Origin of the sequence: Paenibacillus sp. LHD-38 (genome assembly GCF_031157315.1) — a bacterium.
Classification (GTDB): domain Bacteria; phylum Bacillota; class Bacilli; order Paenibacillales; family Paenibacillaceae; genus Pristimantibacillus.
The window spans coordinates 19526-42233 of record NZ_JAVIFU010000046.1; the positions used below are offsets into that span (position 1 = coordinate 19526).

At 49.0% G+C, this 22708-nt stretch carries 23 protein-coding genes and 1 pseudogene; 16 read left to right on the plus strand and 8 right to left on the minus strand.

The window, feature by feature from the left end; translation table 11 throughout:
• Positions 1 to 2: 2 nt before the first annotated feature.
• On the minus strand, positions 3 to 1184 hold the full coding sequence (locus RCO25_RS27475) for an NAD(P)/FAD-dependent oxidoreductase (protein WP_308999268.1): 1182 nt from the start codon (positions 1182 to 1184) through the stop codon (positions 3 to 5).
• 36 nt (positions 1185 to 1220) lie between these two features.
• Entirely contained in the window at positions 1221 to 1661 is a 441-nt protein-coding gene (locus RCO25_RS27480) for a DUF1641 domain-containing protein (RefSeq protein ID WP_308999269.1), read from the minus strand.
• A 468-nt stretch (positions 1662 to 2129) separates the two neighbouring features.
• Here RCO25_RS27480 and RCO25_RS27485 point away from each other — a divergent pair, with 468 nt between their 5' ends.
• Together RCO25_RS27485 and RCO25_RS27490 are read left to right on the plus strand one after the other, a co-directional pair.
• Positions 2130 to 2477, plus strand: a complete 348-nt coding sequence (locus tag RCO25_RS27485) for an MGMT family protein (RefSeq protein ID WP_308999270.1) — start codon at positions 2130 to 2132, stop codon at positions 2475 to 2477.
• 82 nt (positions 2478 to 2559) lie between these two features.
• Positions 2560 to 3021: a hypothetical protein gene (locus tag RCO25_RS27490; RefSeq protein ID WP_308999271.1), complete on the plus strand. Its 462-nt coding sequence runs from the start codon at positions 2560 to 2562 to the stop codon at positions 3019 to 3021.
• 76 nt (positions 3022 to 3097) lie between these two features.
• Here RCO25_RS27490 and RCO25_RS27495 read toward each other — a convergent pair whose 3' ends face one another.
• Positions 3098 to 5332 (minus strand): GDYXXLXY domain-containing protein, encoded by a 2235-nt coding sequence (locus tag RCO25_RS27495; protein WP_308999272.1) that lies wholly within the window; start codon positions 5330 to 5332, stop codon positions 3098 to 3100.
• A gap of 349 nt (positions 5333 to 5681) precedes the next feature.
• Here RCO25_RS27495 and RCO25_RS27500 point away from each other — a divergent pair, with 349 nt between their 5' ends.
• From RCO25_RS27500 to RCO25_RS27510, 3 genes are all read left to right on the plus strand, one after another.
• On the plus strand, positions 5682 to 7130 hold the full coding sequence (locus tag RCO25_RS27500; protein WP_308999273.1) for a DEAD/DEAH box helicase: 1449 nt from the start codon (positions 5682 to 5684) through the stop codon (positions 7128 to 7130).
• An 85-nt stretch (positions 7131 to 7215) separates the two neighbouring features.
• On the plus strand, positions 7216 to 7767 hold the full coding sequence (locus RCO25_RS27505) for a class I SAM-dependent methyltransferase (RefSeq protein WP_308999274.1): 552 nt from the start codon (positions 7216 to 7218) through the stop codon (positions 7765 to 7767).
• Between the two features lie 24 nt (positions 7768 to 7791).
• Complete coding sequence (locus RCO25_RS27510; protein WP_308999275.1) at positions 7792 to 8406, plus strand: class I SAM-dependent methyltransferase; 615 nt, start codon at positions 7792 to 7794, stop codon at positions 8404 to 8406.
• An 11-nt stretch (positions 8407 to 8417) separates the two neighbouring features.
• Here RCO25_RS27510 and RCO25_RS27515 read toward each other — a convergent pair whose 3' ends face one another.
• On the minus strand, positions 8418 to 9104 hold the full coding sequence (locus RCO25_RS27515; RefSeq protein ID WP_308999276.1) for a class I SAM-dependent methyltransferase: 687 nt from the start codon (positions 9102 to 9104) through the stop codon (positions 8418 to 8420).
• A gap of 104 nt (positions 9105 to 9208) precedes the next feature.
• The gene (locus RCO25_RS27520) at positions 9209 to 10183 is read right to left on the minus strand and encodes an N-acetylglucosamine kinase (RefSeq protein ID WP_308999277.1); all 975 of its coding nucleotides are present in this window, start codon (positions 10181 to 10183) and stop codon (positions 9209 to 9211) included.
• A 195-nt stretch (positions 10184 to 10378) separates the two neighbouring features.
• Between RCO25_RS27520 and RCO25_RS27525 the strand changes: the two genes are divergently transcribed.
• The 5 genes from RCO25_RS27525 to RCO25_RS27545 all read left to right on the plus strand — a co-directional run bounded on the left by RCO25_RS27525 (position 10379) and on the right by RCO25_RS27545 (position 15478).
• Entirely contained in the window at positions 10379 to 12124 is a 1746-nt protein-coding gene (locus RCO25_RS27525; protein ID WP_308999278.1) for an ABC transporter ATP-binding protein, read from the plus strand.
• Between the two features lie 21 nt (positions 12125 to 12145).
• Positions 12146 to 12820 carry a response regulator transcription factor gene (locus tag RCO25_RS27530; protein ID WP_308999279.1) on the plus strand — a complete coding sequence of 225 codons (675 nt, stop codon included), beginning with the start codon at positions 12146 to 12148 and terminating at the stop codon, positions 12818 to 12820.
• The gene (locus RCO25_RS27535) at positions 12817 to 13878 is read left to right on the plus strand and encodes a HAMP domain-containing sensor histidine kinase (RefSeq protein ID WP_308999280.1); all 1062 of its coding nucleotides are present in this window, start codon (positions 12817 to 12819) and stop codon (positions 13876 to 13878) included. The genes RCO25_RS27530 and RCO25_RS27535 overlap by 4 nt, the downstream gene beginning before the upstream one ends.
• Before the next feature lie 143 nt (positions 13879 to 14021).
• The gene (locus RCO25_RS27540; protein WP_308999281.1) at positions 14022 to 14273 is read left to right on the plus strand and encodes a GlsB/YeaQ/YmgE family stress response membrane protein; all 252 of its coding nucleotides are present in this window, start codon (positions 14022 to 14024) and stop codon (positions 14271 to 14273) included.
• A gap of 107 nt (positions 14274 to 14380) precedes the next feature.
• Positions 14381 to 15478 (plus strand): MBL fold metallo-hydrolase, encoded by a 1098-nt coding sequence (locus RCO25_RS27545; RefSeq protein ID WP_308999282.1) that lies wholly within the window; start codon positions 14381 to 14383, stop codon positions 15476 to 15478.
• 42 nt (positions 15479 to 15520) lie between these two features.
• Here the strand turns inward: RCO25_RS27545 and RCO25_RS27550 are convergent, their stop codons facing one another.
• On the minus strand, positions 15521 to 16516 hold the full coding sequence (locus tag RCO25_RS27550) for a DUF1835 domain-containing protein (protein ID WP_308999283.1): 996 nt from the start codon (positions 16514 to 16516) through the stop codon (positions 15521 to 15523).
• A gap of 281 nt (positions 16517 to 16797) precedes the next feature.
• Here RCO25_RS27550 and RCO25_RS27555 point away from each other — a divergent pair, with 281 nt between their 5' ends.
• The 6 genes and pseudogenes from RCO25_RS27555 to RCO25_RS27580 all read left to right on the plus strand — a co-directional run.
• Entirely contained in the window at positions 16798 to 17250 is a 453-nt protein-coding gene (locus tag RCO25_RS27555) for a MarR family winged helix-turn-helix transcriptional regulator (RefSeq protein WP_308999284.1), read from the plus strand.
• Positions 17251 to 17529: 279 nt separating this feature from the next.
• Positions 17530 to 17931: a DoxX family protein gene (locus RCO25_RS27560; RefSeq protein WP_308999285.1), complete on the plus strand. Its 402-nt coding sequence runs from the start codon at positions 17530 to 17532 to the stop codon at positions 17929 to 17931.
• Between the two features lie 61 nt (positions 17932 to 17992).
• Positions 17993 to 18940, plus strand: a complete 948-nt coding sequence (locus RCO25_RS27565; RefSeq protein ID WP_308999286.1) for a ring-cleaving dioxygenase — start codon at positions 17993 to 17995, stop codon at positions 18938 to 18940.
• On the plus strand, positions 18940 to 19551 hold the full coding sequence (locus RCO25_RS27570; protein WP_308999302.1) for an alpha/beta hydrolase: 612 nt from the start codon (positions 18940 to 18942) through the stop codon (positions 19549 to 19551). Before RCO25_RS27565 ends, RCO25_RS27570 begins: the two co-directional genes overlap by 1 nt.
• A 37-nt stretch (positions 19552 to 19588) precedes the next feature.
• Positions 19589 to 20203, plus strand: a complete 615-nt coding sequence (locus RCO25_RS27575; protein ID WP_308999287.1) for a flavin reductase family protein — start codon at positions 19589 to 19591, stop codon at positions 20201 to 20203.
• Positions 20204 to 20222: 19 nt separating this feature from the next.
• Positions 20223 to 20372 (plus strand): annotated as a pseudogene (locus RCO25_RS27580) (DUF1304 family protein); the annotation flags it as partial.
• A 487-nt stretch (positions 20373 to 20859) separates the two neighbouring features.
• On the opposite strand, the gene RCO25_RS27585 reads toward RCO25_RS27580, so the two are convergent.
• Positions 20860 to 21699 carry a carbohydrate ABC transporter permease gene (locus RCO25_RS27585; RefSeq protein ID WP_308999288.1) on the minus strand — a complete coding sequence of 280 codons (840 nt, stop codon included), beginning with the start codon at positions 21697 to 21699 and terminating at the stop codon, positions 20860 to 20862.
• Positions 21699 to 22589 carry a carbohydrate ABC transporter permease gene (locus RCO25_RS27590; RefSeq protein WP_308999289.1) on the minus strand — a complete coding sequence of 297 codons (891 nt, stop codon included), beginning with the start codon at positions 22587 to 22589 and terminating at the stop codon, positions 21699 to 21701. The genes RCO25_RS27585 and RCO25_RS27590 overlap by 1 nt, the downstream gene beginning before the upstream one ends.
• Between the last annotated feature and the right edge of the window lie 119 nt (positions 22590 to 22708).

Here is a 22708-nt window from a genome sequence, read left to right on the forward strand (position 1 = left end):
TATTAGTGCGCTAGAGCGAATAGACCATGGATATGCGACAGGTAGCGAATGTTACTTGCTTCCTTCATCAGGGATGCAGGCAAGCCTTTCAGCTGCGTTGCGTTTCCGCCGATTGTTCCTACGCCGTCTTTGCGGCCAAGGCTTCCAAGCGTTCCGGAGAATACAGGAACGAATTTATCCATTACGCCGCCTTTGATTTGAACCGCTAGGTTGAAGCCTACCGTTTCGCCCATTTGCCAAGCAAGCTGAGCCGTTGGAGGATAAGGACGATCGCCGCCCTCTGGGAATACGACTGCACAGTCGCCGGCAAGGAATACATCGGTATGCGAAGTCGATTGTAGAGTAGGCGTAACCGTTGAACGGCCGCGGTCCTCTGCAAGGCCGCTGCTGCCGACAACTGGATTGCCTTTTACGCCGCCAGTCCAAATGATTGTGCTGGATTCGATAGTGCGTCCGTCTTTAAGCGATACGGAGTTTTTTGTTGCTTCAGTGATAGCTACGCTCGTAATGAAGTTTACGCCGCGTTTCTCAAGGCTTGTTACCGCACGGTCGATCAATACTTTCGGGAAGATTGGCAGAACGGCAGGGCCTGCTTCTACGCAATACAACGAAATATCATTAAAGTCGATGCCTTTGCTGCGGCAAACCTCTGGAAGTCTGTCAGCGAATTCGCCGACAAGCTCAACGCCAGTCAAGCCGCCGCCGCCAACAACGATCGTTGCGTCTGCTTTGTTACCTGATTTTTTGTAAGCGTCAAGACGGTCTTCAACATGCTTGCGAATGCGGTTAGCATCGGCAACGGATTTAAGAACAAGGCTGTTCTCTTCCAGACCAGGGATACCGAAGTAGTTCGTTTCGCTGCCTAGGGCAACAACAAGCGTATCGTACTTCTGTACTTGACCGCTCGCAAGAACAACTTGTTTTTCGTTTGGTTTAATTTCTTTCACCGAATCAACGATGATATTCACTTGCTTGTCGCCAAGAAGCTTGCTAAGCGGCAGCGCAACGGCTTGCTCAGCGATTGTGTCCCCGGCAAGTCTGTGCAGCTCAGTGATGATTTGGTGAGTTGGGAAACGGTTAACGATTGTGATACTGGCTTCTGCTGCAGTCAGGTGCTTGCGGGCCGTTAGAGCAGTAAGAAGACCGCCGTAACCTCCACCAAGAATTAAAATTTGCTTCGACATGTTCATCCTCCGTTCGTTCTATGCGTAATCAGTGTATTATGCTTTTTCGTTTTTACGTTCAGACAGTACGCTAAGGAAAGCTTGTGCAAAGCGCAGCGTTTTTTGAACTTCCGGATCCTTCAACATTTTCAACATAGCGAACAAGCCAACAGAAGTGTTAGCTGTTTCTTGTGAGCGCTCGCCAGCCTCAATTGCTGCAGCTGCGATACCTTTTGCTTTCTCTTGAACCGGTTTGACGAATTCACCGATACCTTGAGCGAAATCGTTGATCAATACTTTGTCTGTAGCGATGTTTTGTGCGAAATCATAAGCTTTGGTCATTAGTGTTACCATTTCAGCCAATTTCGGAAGGTTGTCCACGAGCACAGTCAGCGACTGTTGAACCTCCGGCTTCATTAATTGATCAAGTACATCTAACGTTTGCTTTTCTTCAACGAGGCTAGCTGCGACCTCTTGTCCAGCAGATGGTTGTGACATTATAGAATGTCCTCCTTTACGCTAATTTGAAAGTAAGTTATGGTCTCAATTGTGTCATTCGCTAGAAGTGAGTGAACATCCATAAAGTTTGTTACACTTTTCACATAGTTCTTCAAAAAGACGACTGTGCGTTAGTAACAGCCTTACCCAAGTTTCTTGGAGAAGGATGAGTTAGCGAGTATGACGAAATCGGATTGAACCCTTTGCTTCTATTCTACATCGTTTTCACAAAAAGTTAAAAAGAAATTTATTACTTTTGGCAAAAAAATATTGCAATTTGTCATCGGGAACAGAGGAATGCATACATTTTGTCTATTTTCACACCAATTTTTGGCTTTTTGGGTGATGCCTGATCATTTGACCAGCTTTCATCCAATTCCTGAACAGCGCTCAAGCCCTTCTATAAGGTATGATGAAAGGAGCTAATCGAACCCTCAAGAATATGTGAAAATGATGAACATAAGGAGAGTGAGAGCCACGCAGCCGTTTACGCATAGAGTCGTCGCCATCATACAAGCCATTCCGGAAGGAAAGGTTATGACATACGGTCAAATCGCGGAGCAAGCCGGGAGCCGCAGGGGCGCAAGGCAGGTGGTCCGAATTCTTCATTCGCTAAGCGGTATTCATAATCTTCCCTGGCACAGAGTAGTTAATGCAAAGGGCGAAATTGCAATCATGGATGAAGAAGCCCGCTATATGCAGATTCTCTACTTAAACGCAGAAGGCGTTAAAACGAGCGAGGATGGACGAATCGAATTGGACAAATACCGTTATCATGCTGTCATTGAATTGGAAGGCAAAGACGGATACGATTAACATTTTCTAATAAAGCCTAAATTGAAACCCTGTATCCGAACCTTTATTATGGTATATACCAATCGGAAGGGAGAGAAAGAACATGACCACTGACATTGCACCTGGTAACGTACGAAACTTCACCGTTTCTACCGAAATTTTTTATAATCCGAACTTGGATATCTATTCGCAAATGATTTATATCGTACTTAGCTCGAGCACCGCCGATTCCGCATCGCTCACCATAGATGAGGTTGCTAAAAAGGGCCGTATGTCGACAAAGCTTGCGATAAAGGCCATGCAGGCATTAGTAAATGAGCAGTTAATTCCACATAAAGTTTTCCGTAAAATGATCGGGGAATTCCAGGATGACCGTTTATCCTGGGCAGCCAAAGGTTTGCTGACCTATTGCAAGGAACATAAGGATATTACGCTGGCTGGGCTGCTGGCGCTCTCGGACCAATCGGGGGAAGACGAGCAAAGCATTCGCAAAGCATTGATGGAGCTGGAGCGAAACGGTTATTTGGAGGAATTTCCGGATCTGAGCAAGCTGACATATTTATAAAAATAGCAGGACGTATGCGGCATGGGGGCCGGATATGTCCTGCTATTTTTTTTTGAAAATATTAAGGCCGGTTACTTTAATCTTTGCTTAATCGTTCAAGGAGCGCGTCACCGTTTGTGCCAACCTTTACATACGCAAAATGAGCATTTCGTTCGGTCTCGACGCCAGTGCCTTCGGGGACAAAATACGTTTCAATCCCGTAGTAGATGTTATCCCAGCCGTTTGAGATGCCATTCATAACGATCTCCTTGCCGGTTAACGATTCTCCGGCTTTGTATATACGTTCAAGTTCGTATACGCCATTATCGCCTTGCAGAAGCACAACCTTGATTCGCCTAGAGCCTCCGTGCGCCTCCAACTCCTCGGTGATGCTTGCTGGCGGCGTAGAAATGCTGTAGTTGAGCCGTACATAATCACCTTGAAGCAGTGATCTCGGGTCCAGCGGCTCAATAGCCAGCTTAACAGAAGTGCCGCTGGAGAGTAACGCTTCGCTCGTTGCCGCATGGTATCCAACGTATCCAAGCTGCAGAGCAACAACAATGGCGATTAAAATCGGGCTTCTGCGCAGCAGATGCCTGTACGCGTCGGCGTCATCGGGCACACTCGCACGTGCCCGGTAAGCGAAGAAATACGTAACCGCAATGGCAAGTATGCCTAACAAGGCAAGGGTAACCGACTTGTGGAACAGCGTCCAGAATAAATCATAATATTTGTACGCCAAGTACAGAAACCAAAACGCTAAGCTAACTGACGCTTCGAGTGCTTGGCCGCGTCGGACAAACAGAAAGGCTAGAACGGTTACGACGATGAAGTTTATTAGATTAAACAGCTCATAAGAATAAGGGAATATATCCTCCATGAATGTAAGCCAAAACAGCAGGAGCAGCATGAACAGCAATCCGCATTCACGCAGATGCCGTCTATGAGCCCCCTCAGCGAGCAAATGGTGGCTTGCGTAGATGACGGCATTTAGTGCTGTCAAGATAATCACGATAAAAGAATAGGAGTACTGGATGTATTCGAACAGCTGGAAAAGCAGAATTGCCATATTCACATTGATTAAAGAATAAATGAAGAAATGCTGTGCCCGTCCATGAAGCCTGAACCAACCGGCCACTGTAACGGCTAAGAAAAGCAAGGTTAAACCTGCCAAGTCGATCCAAGCGATCGCGATCATCCCTGCGGCATATCCGATCGTAAGCACCGTGTAACGGATAACGGCGTTTAGGCGGGGCAGCAGAAGCATGGGAAGCACAAACAGCAGAGAAATAACAAATAGCACATGCTGCGGCTCTACCTCGTCAGAAGCGAGAAAAACTAAGCCAACTAAAGAAATGCTGCCAATTAATACGCCAATGACGGTAACGGTTGCAGAGACGATTTTACCAACAAGGGTGCCATGATGGGCTTCGGCTTGCAGAATTTCTTCCTGCTTATCCGTGCTTGCTTCATGCGGATCCAACTTGTTCAGAAAACGGAAGAAAAAGAAGTTTCCAGTCAGCAGCACAGCTACAAAGAGAAGTCCGAGAACAAAAAAGGTAGTTGAAGCATGCTCCGACAGCAGCTCCAAAAATTTAAATACTGCAAAAGCCGATGCGGCAAGCGCATTAAGCGTAAGCATGGCCTTATCCAAACGAACCTTGATGAAGTAATAGAAACCAATTGCGATTGCAGCCACGCTCACGATATTCATCCAAGGTCCAAACAGCTCGAATTGCGTGGAGTTCGTTAAATAGAGCAGTGAAATATGGAAGACAATGAAGCTTACGAATTTCAGAGGTGCGGAAGAAAATCGTTTGGCTTCTATTATTGCGAACAAGATGAGATTGATGAGGGCAAACATACAGCCGATCAGCCCAATCTCGTTGTCGCTGCGGGCGATATAAAGGGAGCTCGGAAAAAAGTACTGCCACAGCATCAAATGGACCAGCGTATAAGCCAATACGAAGAATGGATTAAAGCGTGTAATAAAAGCCAGCAGCAGAGCGGGAATCGACCAGACCAGAAAGAGCTCGTAGTTGTCGGCATGGGAATTATAGATTTGATTAAGCAGGGCAACGGCAACGCCGAACGAGATACAGCCGCCGACTAGAAAAATAGCGGACAAAAAAGAGTGATGTCCGAGCATGATTTTCATTTTGGAAAAAACGAAGGATGCGCCATAGAAAAGGACCATGATTCCTGCGGAGGCGAGAATCTTATCGGCACGGGCGAGACCGCCCCAATTGGCAGCGAAAAAGTAGATGATGGAAGCAAGGAGCAGAGACACGCCCATGAGGAAGCCGACACGTGTAACGTTTAATCGTAGCATTGGACTCACATGCCTTTCTGGTTGGTATGTCTTGTATTATAATGACCCAATCAAAAGCGAACTAGTACTCACTTTTTGTAGTACTGCTCTTGGAAGCAGCGATCTGACGCGCCATATAATACCCCAATGAAGAAGTTTACCTTTTTGTTGTTTTGCTTTCTTACTAAGGCTCACGAGGGGAATGCAAATTGGATCACTTCAGCGCAAAAGAAAGTTTTTGACGCTGCTCCGACTGCATAAGAAGCGGGTTTGAACATACTAGATCAATAAAGGGATCCAAAGGGAAGTTATTGTGCTATCCTTAAGAGTGCGAATGAAATAACTAATAAAACGTAGAAGAGGTATATAGATGAGTGAAATAAAGTTTACGGATTATTCCCTGAGTGATGAAATTGTTCGAGCACTTACGAGCCTGGGTTACGAAACGCCCACAGAGGTGCAGCGTGAGGTCATACCGGTAGCGCTGGAGAAGCAGGATTTGGTCGTTAAGTCCCAAACGGGCAGCGGCAAGACAGCAGCCTACGGCATTCCGTTATGCGAGCTGGTCGACTGGAATGAGAACAAGCCTCAGGTGCTTGTGCTTACGCCGACTAGGGAGCTTGCTCTTCAGGTTAATGAAGATATTACGAATATCGGGCGTTTCAAACGGATTAAATCGATGGCTGTTTACGGAAAAGCCCCTTTTCATGTTCAGAAAGCGGAGCTCAAGCAAAGAACGCATATGGTCGTAGGAACGCCCGGCCGCGTCCATGATCATATCGAACGGGGCACGCTTCCTATTGAGCGCATTAAGTACCTGGTCATTGATGAGGCGGATGAAATGCTGAACATGGGCTTTATCGAGCAGGTACAGTCCATTATCGAGCTGCTGCCGACAGATCGGGTGACGATGCTGTTCTCGGCTACGTTTCCGGATGACATTGCGAAGCTGTCGCACAAATATATGAACGACCCAGAGCGAGTGGAGATAAAAGCGGAGGGGCTAACGACAGCAACGATCGAGCATTCCGTTATCGAAGTGAAGGAAACGGAAAAATTTTCCCTGCTGCAAGATGTGATGATTGTTGAAAACCCGGATAGCTGCATTATTTTTTGCCGCACCCAGGAAAACGTGGATCAGGTATTCCGCCAAATGGCAGAGCTGGACTATCCTTGCGACCGCATTCACGGCGGAATGGAGCAGGATGAGCGCTTTGAAGTAATGAACGCTTTCCGGAGAGGGCAATTCCGTTATCTTATTGCAACGGACGTGGCTGCGAGAGGCATCGATATTACGAATATTACGCATGTCATTAACTTTGATATCCCGCTGGAGAAGGAGAGCTATGTCCATCGTACGGGAAGAACCGGACGAGCAGGCAAGACCGGCAAAGCGATCACCTTCGCAGCTTCAAAGGATGCAAGACGCTTAGCCGAAATAGAGAGCTACATTGGATTTAGCATTAATAAAGCAAAAGCGCCTTCCGAAGAGGCTGTTGATCTTCGTCGAGAGGATTTTGAGCGGAAGCTAAATATCGGGCCGGTTCTCAAAAAGGACAAGCGCGAACAGTTAAATAAGCAGATTATGAAGCTGAACTTTAATGGCGGCAAGAAAAAGAAGCTTAGAGCCGTTGATTTCGTCGGAACGATTGCCAAAATTGAAGGTGTATCCGCCGATGATATCGGGATTATTACGATATTGGATAACGTGACGGATGTGGAGATTTTGAACGGCAAGGGGTCGCTGGTGCTTGAGGTAATGCGAAATACGACGGTTAAGGGCAAGCAACTTAAGGTTCGCAGAGGGAATAAGTCTTAAAGCTAGAGGATGCTGCGCAGCTCCAGGTGCGAAGAAAGATAAGCAGGCAGCTGCAGGCGTCCTGAATACAGGTCAGGAGATTATTATGGAAAGCTTCGTCTATCAGGCTGTAATGCTTGCGGCGGCAGCAGTGATGCTGGTTGCCATGCTATCCATCGTTTATGTAAGCTGGCGAAACGGGATTTCTCCCATGCCTGCATCGGCGCCTGTGCGGCGGGAGATCGCCCAGTTGATGAAACGGCTGCCGGGCCGTGGAATCATGGTGGAGGCGGGATCGGGCTGGGGGACGCTTGCGCTGCAGATTGGAAGAAGCTGCAGGGGCTGGCGAATCATCGGAATAGAAAATTCAGTTATCCCCATGTGGATATCTTTTTTGGCCGCCAAACTCGAAAATCGGCCCCCTGTATCGTTTATTAGGGGTGATTTATACACATATTCGTACCGGGATGTGGATAGGGTTGTGTGTTACCTTTATCCGGGGGCGATGCGGCGGTTAAGTACGGTATTTCGGGAGCAGTTAAAGCCTGGCGCATATGTGATCAGCGTTTGCTTCGCGCTTCCGGATTGGGAGCCAGAGCAGGTGATTATATGCCGCGACATCTATCGCACCAAGATATACCTCTACGAGGTTTATTAATGAATAGGAAAGCGGGTCGACCTTATGATAACGGACCTGAAGGAGCTTTTTGGCGAGATTGATATTTATTTGTTCGATCAGCTGATGAAGGGACGAATAACGAAGGAGATGCGAATTCTCGATGCAGGCTGCGGCTCCGGACGAAACCTCGTCTATTTGCTTCGCAGCGGCTATGAGGTTTACGCGATCGACCGCTCAGAGGCGGCTATTTTAGAAGTTCAGAGGTTGGGAGCTGCTTATGCGACTGATTGGTCGTCGGAGCAGGCACGGGTTGAGCCTGTCGAGCTGATGAGCTTTGCGGACGCAAGCTTCGACTTTGTCATCAGCAGCGCAGTTCTGCATTTCGCGGACAATGAAGCTCATTTTGAGCAAATGGTGAATGAGCTTTGGCGCGTGCTGGCACCTGGCGGCAAGCTTTTCGCACGATTGGCGTCTTCTATCGGCATGGAGTCCAGTATGCAGCCAATCGGCGATGGGCGCTATCTGCTTCCTGACGGAAGCAGACGTTTTCTCGTGAATGAGGAACGGATACTAGGATTGACCGAGCAGCTGAACGGGCAATGGTATGAACCGCTCAAAACGGTCATCGTAGCGGGCAAACGGTGCATGACGACCTGGAGCATTCAAAAGCCCGGCTGACGATTAACAGCTTATAGCTGAAGCCACCAGATCCCTGCGCATTCCTGCAGATGAACGAGCTTCTGCGCAGCTACCCGGTCAGCCAGCTCATCGCTGAAGAAGAAGCGAGTCAGCTGCTCCGCTTGCTCCGTGCTGTCAAACGTATAGTCGGTTCGTATCCAGCGATGCGAGAATCCATAGTCCTTCTCCAGGGCAGTGTAGTAGGGAATTAAGAAACTAGGGGGATTCGGCGTTTCGAAGCCCGTCCCCATCGTTTCAAAAAGAATAACGGTTCCGCCCGGGCGGAGCACGCGCTTGATTTCGCTCATAACCTGCCGAATGTTAAGTTCCCATTCCGGCTGCTCATCGCTTCCTAAATAACAAATGCTCCAGCCTGACACAATTAAATCCGCGCTTTGATTCTCCAAGGGCAAGCTTCGATGATCCGCAACTCTCGTGTTCCAATTCGTATGTCCCGCATGGTTCAGCCGCTCTGCCGTAATTCGCAGCATAGCTGCCTGCGCATCGAGTGCGATAACCGATCCAGCCTCTTCAGCCAGCACGGTTGTCAGCCTGCCAGATCCGGCTCCCAGATCAACGACATCCAATCCTTTAATCGGTATGATGGCTTCAATAACCGGTTTCAAATTCGGCTGCTTCGCGATTAATTCATGATAACGCTCTGCTTCATTCATATAAATGGCGTTATGATCCGGCATGGATTAGCCCTCCTTTAAATGATTGGGAATAATACCTCCCCAGCTTCCCCAGCATAAAGGTGCACGTAACGTTAAAGTCAATAGCTGGAGCATGATGAGCCATACTACTTGGATAATTCAATTTGCAGATTTCCGATGACGTTGGAATCAATAGGAATATTCAAGTTTTTCAAGGCTAATAAGACAGAGCCGATCACAGGCGAGAGCTGCGGCTCCATCACGCTGAATTGCTTGCGGTTTCCGCGTGAAAGCTGCTGGCCCAGCTTTTCTAAGAAATAAGGGCTGTTCGCCACGCTGCCAATGAAGGTGACGCGTACCTTGCTGCTTGCGAAGGATGCGGCAATCAGCTCGATGCCGACCTTCATTTGGTCAATGGCGCGATTGCACACACGGATGGCAACGGTGCTTCCTTGCGCTGCGGCTGCGGTGATGGCCGGGGCAAATTCGCCGAACTGTTTATCGCGCTCACGGCGATCCCCGGCAAACCCTTTTTTGGCTGCGGCAGCCAGCTCGTCGACCGATGAAACTTCCCAATGCGCGAGCATCGCGTGCACAAGCTCCTGATCGGCATCATCCGTATTGCCGGCTAATATTTCATAAACGGCATCATAGGCGATAAACCGGGCAGCGCTTGCGGCATAATGGTGAAAATCATAATTGCGTATGAATTGGCCGTCCTCTGTTATCCCTACAATAATGGAACCCGTGCCGGCGATAACAACGATGCCGGGCTCGCCCATCAAGGCGCCGGAATGGGCGGATACCGCATCGTTGACATGCCATTTCGGGCAGGTCAAGCCGGGCAAGTCCGTTAAAGGCGTAATCCATTCCAGATCGTTCGGCGCATCAAAACCGGCTATGCCAGCGACTAGCGCTTGCACGTGATCATTCGTTCGATTCGCTTGCCGCAGCGCCTCTGATATGGCTCCTTGTACATTTTGAACAGCGTTCTCATCCTTGTAGAAGGAAGCGGAGCCTCGCTCTATATAAGAAAGCACATGGCCCCTAAGATTACAAACCATGACACGGGTAACCGTCCCGCCCCCGTCGATTCCTATAACAACCTGCTCTTCGTTCATAAGAAGCCCCCTAAAATTGCATGTAAACGGATATTTATTGATTTATACATTACCTCAATTTACCATATAAAGAAGCCGTCCGTGAAGTAGGGTATGGATGCCGATAAATGTAAAGCCGTCGTTTAAATTGCGTTTAAATAAGAAAGGTAAACTAAGAATCGTGGTGGAGAGAATAGAGAAACAGGAGTGATACCGATGAACGATAAAAAAAGCAATGTTAAGCGATTCATAGGACTCATTATGGAGACGAACCCTCCAAAATTAATGCTGTCCGTGGCGGTTATACTTAGCGTAATTACGACGCTTGTAAGTTTGACGATTCCTTTATTTACGAAAAACATGGTCAACGGCTTCTCGCTTGGCTCATTGAGCACGATGCAAATCGTCGGCATGGCTGCCGCTTTTATCGCACAGGTCGTGTCTGGCGGCGTTTCGGTTTATTTGCTGCATTACAGCGGCAACAAAATCGTGTCATCGATTCGCGAACGCCTATGGAGCAAGCTTCTGCGCTTGCCGGTTCCATACTATGACAATAAGTCTTCCGGCGATACGATTAGCCGATTAACGAACGATACGGCGCTGCTGAAGGGCCTTATTACGGAGCATGTAACCGGCTTTTTCACTGGAATTTTGTCGATTATCGGAGCGTTGTCGATCCTGTTCTATATGAACTGGCAAATGACGCTGATTATGCTTACCGTTTTTCCGGTAGCTGCTTTAATTATGGTGCCAATCGGCCGCAAAATGTACAGTATATCCAAGTCGACGCAAGCAGAAAACGCCAGATTTACCTCGGTCGTGAACCGGGTCGTCTCGGAAATTCGTTTGGTGAAGGCATCTGGCTCCGAGCCCGCCGAATACGAGCAGGGTCGCATCGGCATTCAAAATTTGTTCGGCTTCGGCTTGAAAGAAGCCCGCATGCAGGCGCTTATTTCGCCGATCGTCTCGTTTATTATATTATTGCTGCTCGTTTGCCTGATCGGGTTTGGCGGCGTGCAGGTTTCATCCGGCGCTATGACTGCGGGCGAATTAGTCGCGTTCATCATGTATCTGTTCCAAATTGTGCTGCCGATTACGCAAATTTCGCAGTTCTTTACGCAATTTCAGAAGGCGATGGGTGCGACGGAGAGCATTATTGGCATTATAGAATCGGAAGAGGAAGACCAGGACAGCGGCAAGGCCGTTACGGAAATGAACCAAACGCTGCAGGTAGAGAATGTTTCCTTTGCGTATAAACCGGAGGAGCCGATCCTTCGGGATGTAAGCTTAACGATAGAAGCGGGCAAGGTGACGGCACTTGTCGGGCCCAGCGGCAGCGGCAAGACGACGCTGTTCTCCCTGCTGGAGCGTTTCTACGATCCAAGCTCGGGCGCTATCCGCCTTGGCGGTACGGACATCCGGGATGCCTCGCTGCGCTCGTGGCGAAGCCAGATCGGCTATGTTTCGCAGGAAAGTCCAATTATTGCGGGAACGATAAGAGATAATTTATGTTATGGCTTGATCCGCGACGTGACACAAGAGGAGATTGAGCAGGCTGCTCGAATGGCGTATGCGGATGGATTTATCGAAGCATTGCCAAGCGGCTATGAAACAGAGGTTGGGGAGCGCGGTATCAAGCTCTCCGGCGGACAAAGGCAGCGGATTGCGATTGCCAGAGCGCTGCTGCGGGACCCGCATATTCTGATGCTCGATGAAGCGACGTCGAATTTAGACAGCAAATCGGAAGAGGTTGTGCAGGACGCGCTCAAAAATCTGATGATCGGGCGGACAACGGTCGTCATTGCCCATCGATTGTCGACGGTTGTGGATGCGGATTCGATCGTATTTTTAGAAAAGGGAGTCATTACAGGCGTCGGAACGCATGATCAGCTGTATGCGAGCCATACGATGTATCGCGAGTTTGCCAATGGACAGCTTCGCATGAACAAAACGGCATCATAAGCGAGAGATGGGGGCGATGAGATGGGCTACTTGCTCGTTGTAGACGACGATCCGCATATACGGGAGCTTGTCCGCGTTATTTTGCAGAAGGAGGGCCTGCTCGTACAAGAAGCGCCAGACGGGCAAGCAGCGCTTGCCCAGATGGAGAATTTGCCCGCTGATATGGTTATTTTGGATATCATGATGCCGAACATGGACGGCTGGGAGCTGTGCAAAGAGCTGCGCAAGCAATACGATATCCCTCTGCTGATGCTGACGGCCAAAGGCGAAATGGGTGATAAGCTAAAGGGCTTCAATCTGGGCACGGACGATTATTTAGTGAAGCCGTTTGACCCTGCGGAGCTGACCGTCCGGGTTAAGGCGCTGCTCAAGCGCTACCGGATTGCAGTATCGCAGCAGGTGACCGTTGCAGAGCTGACGCTGGATCGCCAGACGTATGAGGTGAGAGTGAATGCCGAATATATGAACCTTCCCCCGAAGGAGTTTGAGCTGCTGTTCATGCTAATCAGCCGCCTTGGACGGACATTGACACGGAACCAGCTCATCGAAGCCATCTGGGGTTATGATTTTGATGGCAACGAACGAACGCTCGACGTTCATATTAACCGGCTGCGCGAGCGGTTTGTGGCATGGGATGTTTCGATCAAAATCAGTACGATTCGCGGCCTGGGCTATCGGTTGGAGGCATTAAAATGAAGCGTCGATTATCCAAAGTCCAGATTGCGCTGCGCGTCGCAGGGTCCACGGCCATGGTATTCCTATTCAGCGGCGCCGCTTTCTCACTTGCTTATTGGTTAACAGATTGGTACTATGCCAGCCATGTGGTGGATTTGCCTGAATATGTTTTACAGCTCGTAAACTGGGGACTGGGCGTTCTCATCTTAATTTTGCTGGTCGTGATCATCAACTTGTTCACCCATTCGAAGCAAAGGCTCGTTTGGGTCGAAATGATGGATGCGTTAAAGCGGATGGCCAAAGGCGATTTCAATGTCATGCTCGACCGAGACAAGAAATATCACGGGCAAATTGGCGCTTTCATCGAGTCTATTAATGACATGGCCCATGAGCTCAAGCAGGTTGAGCTGCTGCGCCAAGAATTCATTTCAAATGTCTCGCATGAAATTCAATCTCCTCTAACCTCTATTCGAGGGTTTGCGAGCACGCTGCAGCGCGAGGACCTTAGCCCGGAGGAACAGCGGCATTATTTATCCATCATTGAAATGGAAACGACGAGTCTGTCCAAAATCAGCGATAATCTGCTCAAGCTGACCACGCTTGAAGCTGAGCAGCAGCAGCTTGATACGAAGCGCTATCGCCTCGATACGCAGCTTGAGAACATTGTGCTGGCTTGCGAGCCGCAGTGGCTGGAGAAGGAGCTGGAGCTCGAACTCGAGCTGAAGGAAACCGACATTGTGGCCAATGAAGAGATGCTCAGCCAGGTGTGGATGAACCTCATCCATAACGCAATCAAGTTCACCCCCGCGCAAGGGAGCATAAAAATCGTTCTGCATCGGATAGCCAATGAAATCAAAGTGAGTATTTCCGATAGCGGAATCGGGATATCTAAGGAAGATCAGCTGCGTATTTTCGAACGCTTCTATAAAGGCGATAAACAGCGTACGAGGACAGCCGACGGGAGCGGGCTCGGTTTGTCGATCGTGAAAAAAATCGTTGAGCTGCACCGCGGCGGTGTCACGGTAGCAAGCCGGCTGCATGAAGGCTCTTTGTTTGAGGTAACGCTCCCGGCGGATTAGACCCTTTGTGTTCTTGCGATGATTGGGACGAAATTGCCCCTTCTTTACGCAGCTTCCATATTTTATACCTCTTTGTTTTGTTTCAAAGGGTGCTGTAGAGGTTACTCTTAGTTATATCGCAAGACAGAGAGGGGAAGATGAATATGGGTCTTTTATGGACGATAATCGTTGGTGGGGTCATCGGTTGGTTAGGCGGCTTATTGGTAGGGCGTGACGTTCCGGGAGGAATTATCGGTAACATCATAGCCGGCTTTATCGGGGCTTGGTTAGGTACGCTTCTTCTTGGTGCATGGGGTCCATCGGTTGGCGGGTTCGCTCTCATCCCAGCCATTATCGGGGCCATTGTGGTCGTACTGATCTTAAGCGCCATTTTGCGAGGAACAAGAAGAGCCTAGGCTGACTTTAACGTAAACTTGATAAAACCGTTGTTGAAGTAGTAACGTATACTTCAATAGCGGTTTTTTCTGTGATTATAAAGCGAAGACGGAAGAGGTTAGATAAAATGTTCATAACGATTGGTATTCTTGCTGTTTGTGTACTCGCTGTCTTTTTGCTGCTGCAATATTACCCTGCGTTCGGGGCCAGACCATCCAAGGAAAGGCGGGAGCAGCTGAGCGGTTCGAAGCAGTACGCAAGCAAGAAGTTCAGAAATGCAATTCCTACCGTGATGGACACCACGACAAGCGAAAAGCTTAAGCTGCTTATTGCGTTCATTAGAGGCAATCCCCATGCAAAGCCTGGTAAGCCGATTGTCATCGAGAATATGAGCGATGCCTATTCAAAGCGGGGCGTCCGGCAGCCTAAGCTTACCTGGTTCGGCCATTCCGCGGCAATGCTGCAGTTGGACGGAAAAAACCTGCTGCTTGATCCGATGTTCGGCAATGCGCCTTCCCCGTTTCCGTTCATTGGCGGAAAAAGATTCAACAGCAAGCTGCCGTTTGAAATCGAGAAGCTGCCGGTGATCGATGCGGTACTGATTTCTCATGATCATTATGACCATTTGGATTATGGTTCGATAGTTAAGCTGAAAGATAAGGTGAAGCGGTTTATCGTTCCGCTAGGGGTGGCGCCTCATTTGGTAATGTGGGGAGTCAATCCAGCCAACATAGAGGAACATGATTGGTGGGATGAGTTTGACTATGAAGGACTCAGGCTGGCTTGTACGCCGGCGCGGCATTTTTCCGGCAGGAGCCTGACGGATCGTGACGCCACGCTGTGGTGTTCCTGGGTCATACATGGACGCGAGGCAAAGGTCTTTTTTAGCGGGGATAGCGGTTACGGCCCCCATTTCAAAGAAATTGGCGATAAATACGGGCCGTTTGACCTTACTTTAATGGAATGCGGACAGTATGACGAGCGCTGGGCTGCCATTCATATGATGCCCGAAGAAACCATACAAGCTCATTTGGACGTGCGTGGGGCAGTAATGATTCCGATACACTGGGGAGCTTTCACGCTGGCGCTGCATAGCTGGACAGATCCAGTGGAACGCGCCGTGAAGGCTGCCAAGGAACGTAACGCGAGAATTTCGACTCCCAAAATTGGCGAGACCGTGCTGATCCAAGCGGCGTCATATCCCTCTTCCGTTTGGTGGAGGTAAACATCAAACAGCCTGCCGGGGTTCCTCGGCAGGCTGTTTGAGCTAGGAGTGAACGATTGCGGAATGCTTGTTGTCCCATCGCCATGGAGGATTAAGACCGTAAAGCAAGACGCCGCCGAACCATTTATGGATACCGTGTATGCTTGCCCAATCCTTGCCGTTGCTAACAATCTCAGCACCCAGCTTAGTTAAGCTTACTTTTGAATGCAGGAAGCTTTGGGGTGAATCGTACAAGCCTGGGATGCTGACGCTGGTTTCAAGGGCAATGAGCGGATGAGCTCCTTGAGAGAGCTGCCGCAGACAAAACCAATACTGGATATCGCCCATGCCAAGCACGTGATGCTTGTCGCCTGTTTGTTGAAAGAGCCGCATAGGCGTATCGATTCCTGTCGCAAGCAGCTCGAGCGTCGTTTGCTCGATAACGCCAAGGCCGTTCTGCACGGAAGGGTAACGGGATAAATGCAGCTTGAACGCATCCTCCAGGAAAGGAAGGGCAGAGGTATCCTCACGAAGCAGCGCGGGGATCGCCTCTGGTGTCTTTGCTGTGTATGCCTCCCATGCTTTTTTGCCTAGCGTTAGCTGCTCGCCGCTAATTTCTTCCCAGGTATTCATGAGGCTGGACAGCTCGGCAGCGGAGAGCTGTCCTAAGCCATGAAATAACGGGATGCCCGGGAACTGATTGATGCTTAACAAATGAAGCCTCGTTTTGCCTAAGCTTCGCTGCGAAAACCAATGCAGCAAATAGCTCAGAATGGTCTGGTCAAACAGGTCATGCTCGAACCAAAGCACGATATCATCATAAAGATGATAGCCCGCAAGCTGTTTTTCCTGTGCTTCCGCGGATTTCTGCCATTCTTCCAAAGGTATGCCGATTGCTTGCTCCATGTATTCGCCTCGAGCTATCCTATTCGCAGGCAGCTCCGGCTGGAGAAATACGGGGCCTTCCGTATACATTTCCCTCCACACGAGTACATCACCTTGAGCGCCGGCTTCCTTCAGCTTATTTCCGACAGAGTCCCCATTTACAATATGCAGCATTGATTTCGCCTCCCTTATAAGTTGATATTGGCTGAAAGGAAACGCATTTGCAACCAGTTATGCGGTGGATGGCTGATGAACCTGATGGTCGTCGGATGGAGATTGCATTATAGAGGCATAATGTAATACGTGTCGTTGTGTGTAAGGCTGTGACTGCGGCACGGAATCAAATGAATATTATCATTTTTAGAAAAGGTGTTGACAGTTGGTTCAAAATATATTATCTTTAATTCAAGATAATTAAATTAAAGATAAATGCAGCGCAGAAGGGAGTGATAATCATGGCAAAGGAAAATCAAAAACCAAATGATTCATTAGAGCTCTTCATCGCGCTGTCTAGAGCGACCCAGTGGGTAAACGCACATGCGGATCGCGATATTCGTAAGAATGGCTTGAACCGCACGGAGTTCGGCGTGCTGGAGCTTTTATATCACAAAGGACCGCAGCCCTTGCAGCAAATCGGCGAGAAGGTACTGATGAGCAGCGGCAACATTACGTATGTAGTGGATAAGCTGGAGAAGAAACAGGCGGTACGCCGCAGAGCATCAACGGAAGACAGACGACTCATTTATGCGGAGCTGACTGATCAAGGCAAGCAATTCGTGGAGGATGTGTTTCCAGCACATCAAGAAACGATCGAGCATGCGGTAGGCGGACTATCACCGGAAGAGAAACAGCTCGCGAGCAAGCTGCTCAAGAAGCTGGGGAGATTTGCACAGGAGCATTACAAGTAGCGGGGCTTTATTTTAAAATATAAGAAAGTATAAAATTCAACCTTATACGATGCTTATATTTCACCGCGAAACGAGCTTTTGCCGCCAAGGACGGCGTCAGCCGTTTACGCTTGAGATATAAGAATGTACGCTTAAAGAAAACAGCCCCTTATTTATATCAAGTAAATGGTATCCAGCAGTCAAAGGAAGCTGGAAGCCGTAATCGCTTGCCATATATCTTAAATTAGAGATTCTTTAATTGGTAATAAAAACAATAAAACAAAAATGGAGGAATTTAAAATGAGTATTGCATTGGGATTGTTGATCGTTCGTCTGGTTGTCGGATTGTTGTTCGTAGGGCATGGCGCACAGAAGCTGTTTGGTTGGTTCGGAGGTTATGGTCCAAAAGGAACGGGCGGCTGGTTAGAGTCCATTGGCGTTAAGCCAGGCGTGGCAATGGCCGTTGTTGCCGGTTTGATGGAGCTGGTCGGCGGGATCTTATTCGCAGCAGGCTTACTCACTCCGCTTGCCGCAGCGCTGATCGTGCTCACCATGTTGGTCGCTATCGTAAAGGTGCATGGACAGAACGGGCTTTGGGCTACTGCCAACGGTTATGAATATAATCTCGTGCTCTTAGCCATTGCTATAGGTATTGCATTAACGGGAGCGGGCGAATATTCACTTGACGCAATCATTCGTTAATCGGTAATTTCGTTAGTTACATTACTTTCGATATTCATATAAAATAAGGAGTGAACCTGATATGACAACCCAAACGACTGGTATCCACCATATTACTGCTTTTGTAAGAAACGCACAGGTTACGGCAGATTTTTACGCAGGAGTGCTTGGACTTCGATTAATTAAGAAAACAATTAACTTTGATGCCCCAGAGGTATATCATCTGTACTTTGGCGATGAAGTAGGCAGTCCTGGCACCATTATTACGTTTTTCCCTTGGGAGAATTCACGCAAAGGAAAGATTGGTGGCGGTCAAGTCGGTTACACGACTTATGTGGTGCCAGCAGATGCATTTGATTTCTGGAAGGAGCGGCTGGCTAAGCTGCATGTTGAATTTACGCAATCGGCCAGATTCGGCGAAAATTATTTGCAATTCGAAGATCCGGACGGCTTGAAGCTTGAAATCGTAGCCCGTGAACAGGGTGCGCAAAGCAAGTGGGCTTTTGGCGGCGTCTCGGCAGATAAAGCGATTAAAGGGTTCGGCGGAGCCATCCTGTACAGTACGGCCCCTGCTCAAACCGCAGAGCTGCTCGTCAATGTGATGGGGCTTACGAAGGTCGGCGAAGAAGGCGGCTATGTCCGTTTTCAGTCGACAGGAGATCTAGGCAACATCATCGACGTCAACATCGCAAGCATGGAGCCCGGCCACGGCGGAGCAGGAACGGTCCATCACATCGCTTGGCGGGCAAAAGATGACGCAGAGCATGCGCTGTGGAGAAGCCACGTGGAAAGCAATGGCTTTCAGCCTACGCCAATCGTAGACCGGCAATATTTTAACGCCATCTATTTCCGGGAAACGGGCGGCATTTTATTCGAGATTGCAACGGATCCTCCGGGCTTCTCCCGTGATGAAGAGACGGCGCACTTGGGCGAGAAACTCATGCTTCCTGAATGGTTTGAAGGGCATCGCACACAAATCGAGCAATTATTATCGCCATTTGAAGTAAGGGTACTGGAGGAGGACAAATGATGAAGCATATTTTTAAACAAGGATCGGATCAAACTGCGCCAGTACTGCTGCTCTTGCATGGCACGGGAGGCACCGAGCGGGATTTACTCCCGCTCGCCGAACGGATATCGCCTGCGTCGTCTGTACTCAGTGTACGGGGCAACGTACTCGAGAATGGGATGCCTCGTTATTTCCGCAGGCTTGCTGAAGGCGTATTCGATTTAGAGGATCTGCGTTTCCGCACGAAGGAGCTGAATGATTTTCTGGATAGCGCCGCTGTAGAGTATGGCTTTGACCGGAGCAATCTTGTAGCGGTTGGTTATTCCAACGGCGCGAATATCGCGGCAAGTCTCATGTTCCACTATAAAGGCACGCTGAGCGGGGCAATATTGCATCATCCCATGGTACCGATCCGCGGCTTAGAGCTGCCTGATCTGACTGGCGTTCCTTGTTTTATCGGCGCAGGGTCAAATGATCCGCTGTGCACGCCGCAGGAAACCGAAGAGCTTAACCGTTTGCTGCAAGGAGCGGGCGCAGCCGTCAATCTCCACTGGGAGCAGTTCGGTCATCAGCTGACGAGCTCCGAAGTAGCAGCCGCAGCTGCTTGGTATAAAGAAGCTTTCAAGGACTAATTAATTGTAACTTATTGCCGTAAAAGGGGGGCTGTTCGTGAAAACCATTGATCCAGCGAGCCAGAGCGTGCAGGACAATTATAAGCTGCTCATCGGCAGCATTGTGCCAAGACCCATCGCCTTTGTTACGACGCGATCTAGCGAAGGGGTGCTGAATGCAGCACCTTTCAGCTTCTTCAATATCGTGACGGCAAATCCGCCAATGGTGGCGGTATCCGTACAGCGCAAACCGGGCGGTGTCCAAAAGGACACCGCCCGAAATGCCGTCAGCGCAGGGGAGTTCGTTGTCCATATATCGGATGAGAGCTACGTCGAAGCGATCAATGTAACGGCGGCGAATTTGCCGGCGGAGGAGAGCGAGGTTGTGCTCGCGGGATTAACGCCCGTGGCAAGCCAAGCGATAAGCGTGCCCGGGGTGGCCGAGGCGAGAATCCGCATGGAATGTGTGCTGGAGCAAGCGCTCCCGCTTGGCGGCAGCGCAGAATCACCGGCATGCGACCTTCTAATTGGCCGAGTCGTTCGTTTTCATATTGATGAAGCCTTGTATGAAAACGGACGCATCGATGCCAAGGCTTTGAAGCCGGTCAGCCGCTTGGCGGGAAGCGATTATGCGAAGCTTGGCGAGCAGTTCTCAATCGAAAGGCCGATTTAAGGGGCTTATTCATCCGAATGCCGGCTTCGGCCATCAAATCCAGCTTTTCTTCTTAATCTGTGTTCTTGTGGCCGCTGTTTACGGCGGATTAACAGCGAAGAAGTCGATTCTCGTCGCACAAGGCCTGCCCGCACTGCTTGCGTTGCTATTACTGCTGCTAGTGCTATAATCTCCCCACTGCTCGAAGAGCCTAACCCAAAAAAGCCCGTACTTGGCGATCATTCGCCGGTAGGGGCTTTTTGTAATAAAAGCATTTATAAGTTATTCGGGCTTGATGCGGCTGCGCTTGGATATCACGCGTTTGAATACGACCAGAACTGCTAGATAAGGCTGTCGTGGGATCTAACTTTCCTTGGCTTTCTGCTGGAACCGTGACAGTCGAAACGAATGAGACGACGTCTGGAAAGCCCAATATCGTCAAGACATTTAGTCCGAATACCAAATATGTAATGCTAAGTATCACTTAGTATTACACACCGAACGGGGAGGAAGTACCCGAAGCAAATTAAAGAATTGGTTTTTAAAAACATGCTGGAAACGGCTTAATAAATCAAACACTTGGTCGCATATATCCGGAATTTGAGTCGTATCTTGCAGCTAGAAAAAAACAGCTCCAAAGTCCATGACTTTGGAGCTGCCTCTTGTCGTTTGAGATATTAACCTTTCACCGCTCCGGCGACAACGCCTTTAACGATGTATTTTTGCAAGAAGATAAATACGACGATCGATGGCAGCACGGCCATAACCATAGCAGTCATTGCATACTGCCAGTCGGAAGTGTATTGACCGACAAAGGTATAGGCTGCGAGCGTCAATGTTTTGGTATCAGGCGAGCCGTTAACCATAAGAAGCGGAAGCAAGAAGTCATTCCAAATCCACATGACATCGATAATGATGATTGTCGTTGTAACCGACTTCAGCAGCGGGAAGATCACGAGAAAGAACAGCTTGAAGCCGGATGCGCCGTCAATTGTCGCGCTTTCGTCAATTTCCTTCGGAATCCCCTTCACAAAGCCGTGGTAAATGAAGACGGCGAGCGGGGCGCCAAAGCCCCAGTAAAGAATGCCGAGTCCCCATGTGCTCTCGGATAGGTTTAAGTCCTTAGCCAGCTGCAAAACCGTAAGCATGATCGATTGAAACGGGATGAGCATCGGCATGATGCACACGAGATAAAGCAGTGCGCTCCAGCGCGTTTTCGTTCTAGCCAGCTTGTAAGCGGCAATCGAGGAGACGAGAATGATCCCCGCAAGCCCTACGGTTGTAATAATGAAGTTGTTGAGAAACAGCTTCGGATAGTTGATGAACGACCATACATAGGAATAGTTTTCGAATACGAGCTGCTTCGGCAGGGCAACGACGTCGGTCATGACCTCGCCAAAGCTCTTGAACGAGTTGTTGATGGCCAAGAACAACGGGTATAGAAACACGAGCGAGAGGAGCACCATAACGATTTCCAGTACAATGCGACCTGCTCTTGCTTTGCTTTGCGTTTTCATCAGGCTTCAACCTCCCTGCGTTTGAAGAGCGTCAATTGAATGATTGTTACGAACAATACAGCAACGAACAAAATAAGCGCTTTTGCCGTACCGTAGCCGTAAAGATTGTTTTGGAACGTATCTCTATAAATGTCATACGCGATGCTGTATGTCGTACCGCCAGGTCCGCCGCCAGTCAGCGACAGAATGACATCGAATACTTTGATGGAGTTTGTTAAAGCCATAAATACCGAAATCGTAATCGATGGCGCAAGCAGCGGCAGCGTAATGCTGAAGAAGCGTCTTACCGGGCCTGCTCCGTCTACCGTCGCGGCTTCCTTCAAATCGTCAGGCACGGACTGTAAGCCGGCAATGTAAATAACTAAATAAAAGCCGATCGATTGCCAGATGGATACGAGCAGGATCGAGACGAAGGCGAGCCCCGGTTCGCCGAGCCAGCTAAGATCGAATATGCCCCAGCCTGTGCTCTGCGCGAGCGATTCAAAGCCCTGCATGAAAATGAATTTCCAGATAAAGCCGACAATAACCAAGCTAAGAATATAAGGGATAAAGAATGCTGCACGCAGCCACGAGGAGCTTTTCAGCTTCATGTCGAGTACGACAGCAAGCAATATGGCAAGAACATTGACAATGACGATATAAAGGACCGCATATTTGATCGTAAACCATGCGGAGTTCGCAAAGTTCGTGTCGCCCATGAAAATTTGCTTGAAGTTATCAAGGCCAACAAACTTCGGATGTTTGGAAATCCCGTTCCATTTGGTCATGGAATATCGAATGGTCATCGCGAACGGAATGTAAAACGCGACGGCGATACAAATTAATACAGGCAAGGTGAAGATGCCGAATTCAAGCTTTTCGCTCCATTTTCTACCTAATGCTTTAAACATCGTCGCACCTCTTTTCTACGGAGTTCATCTAAATTTATATTTCAAAAAAGCGGGATTAGCTATAATGTGTATTATAAAACAGCCATCCGCCCGGCAAAATGGATTTAAGAAATCAGTTA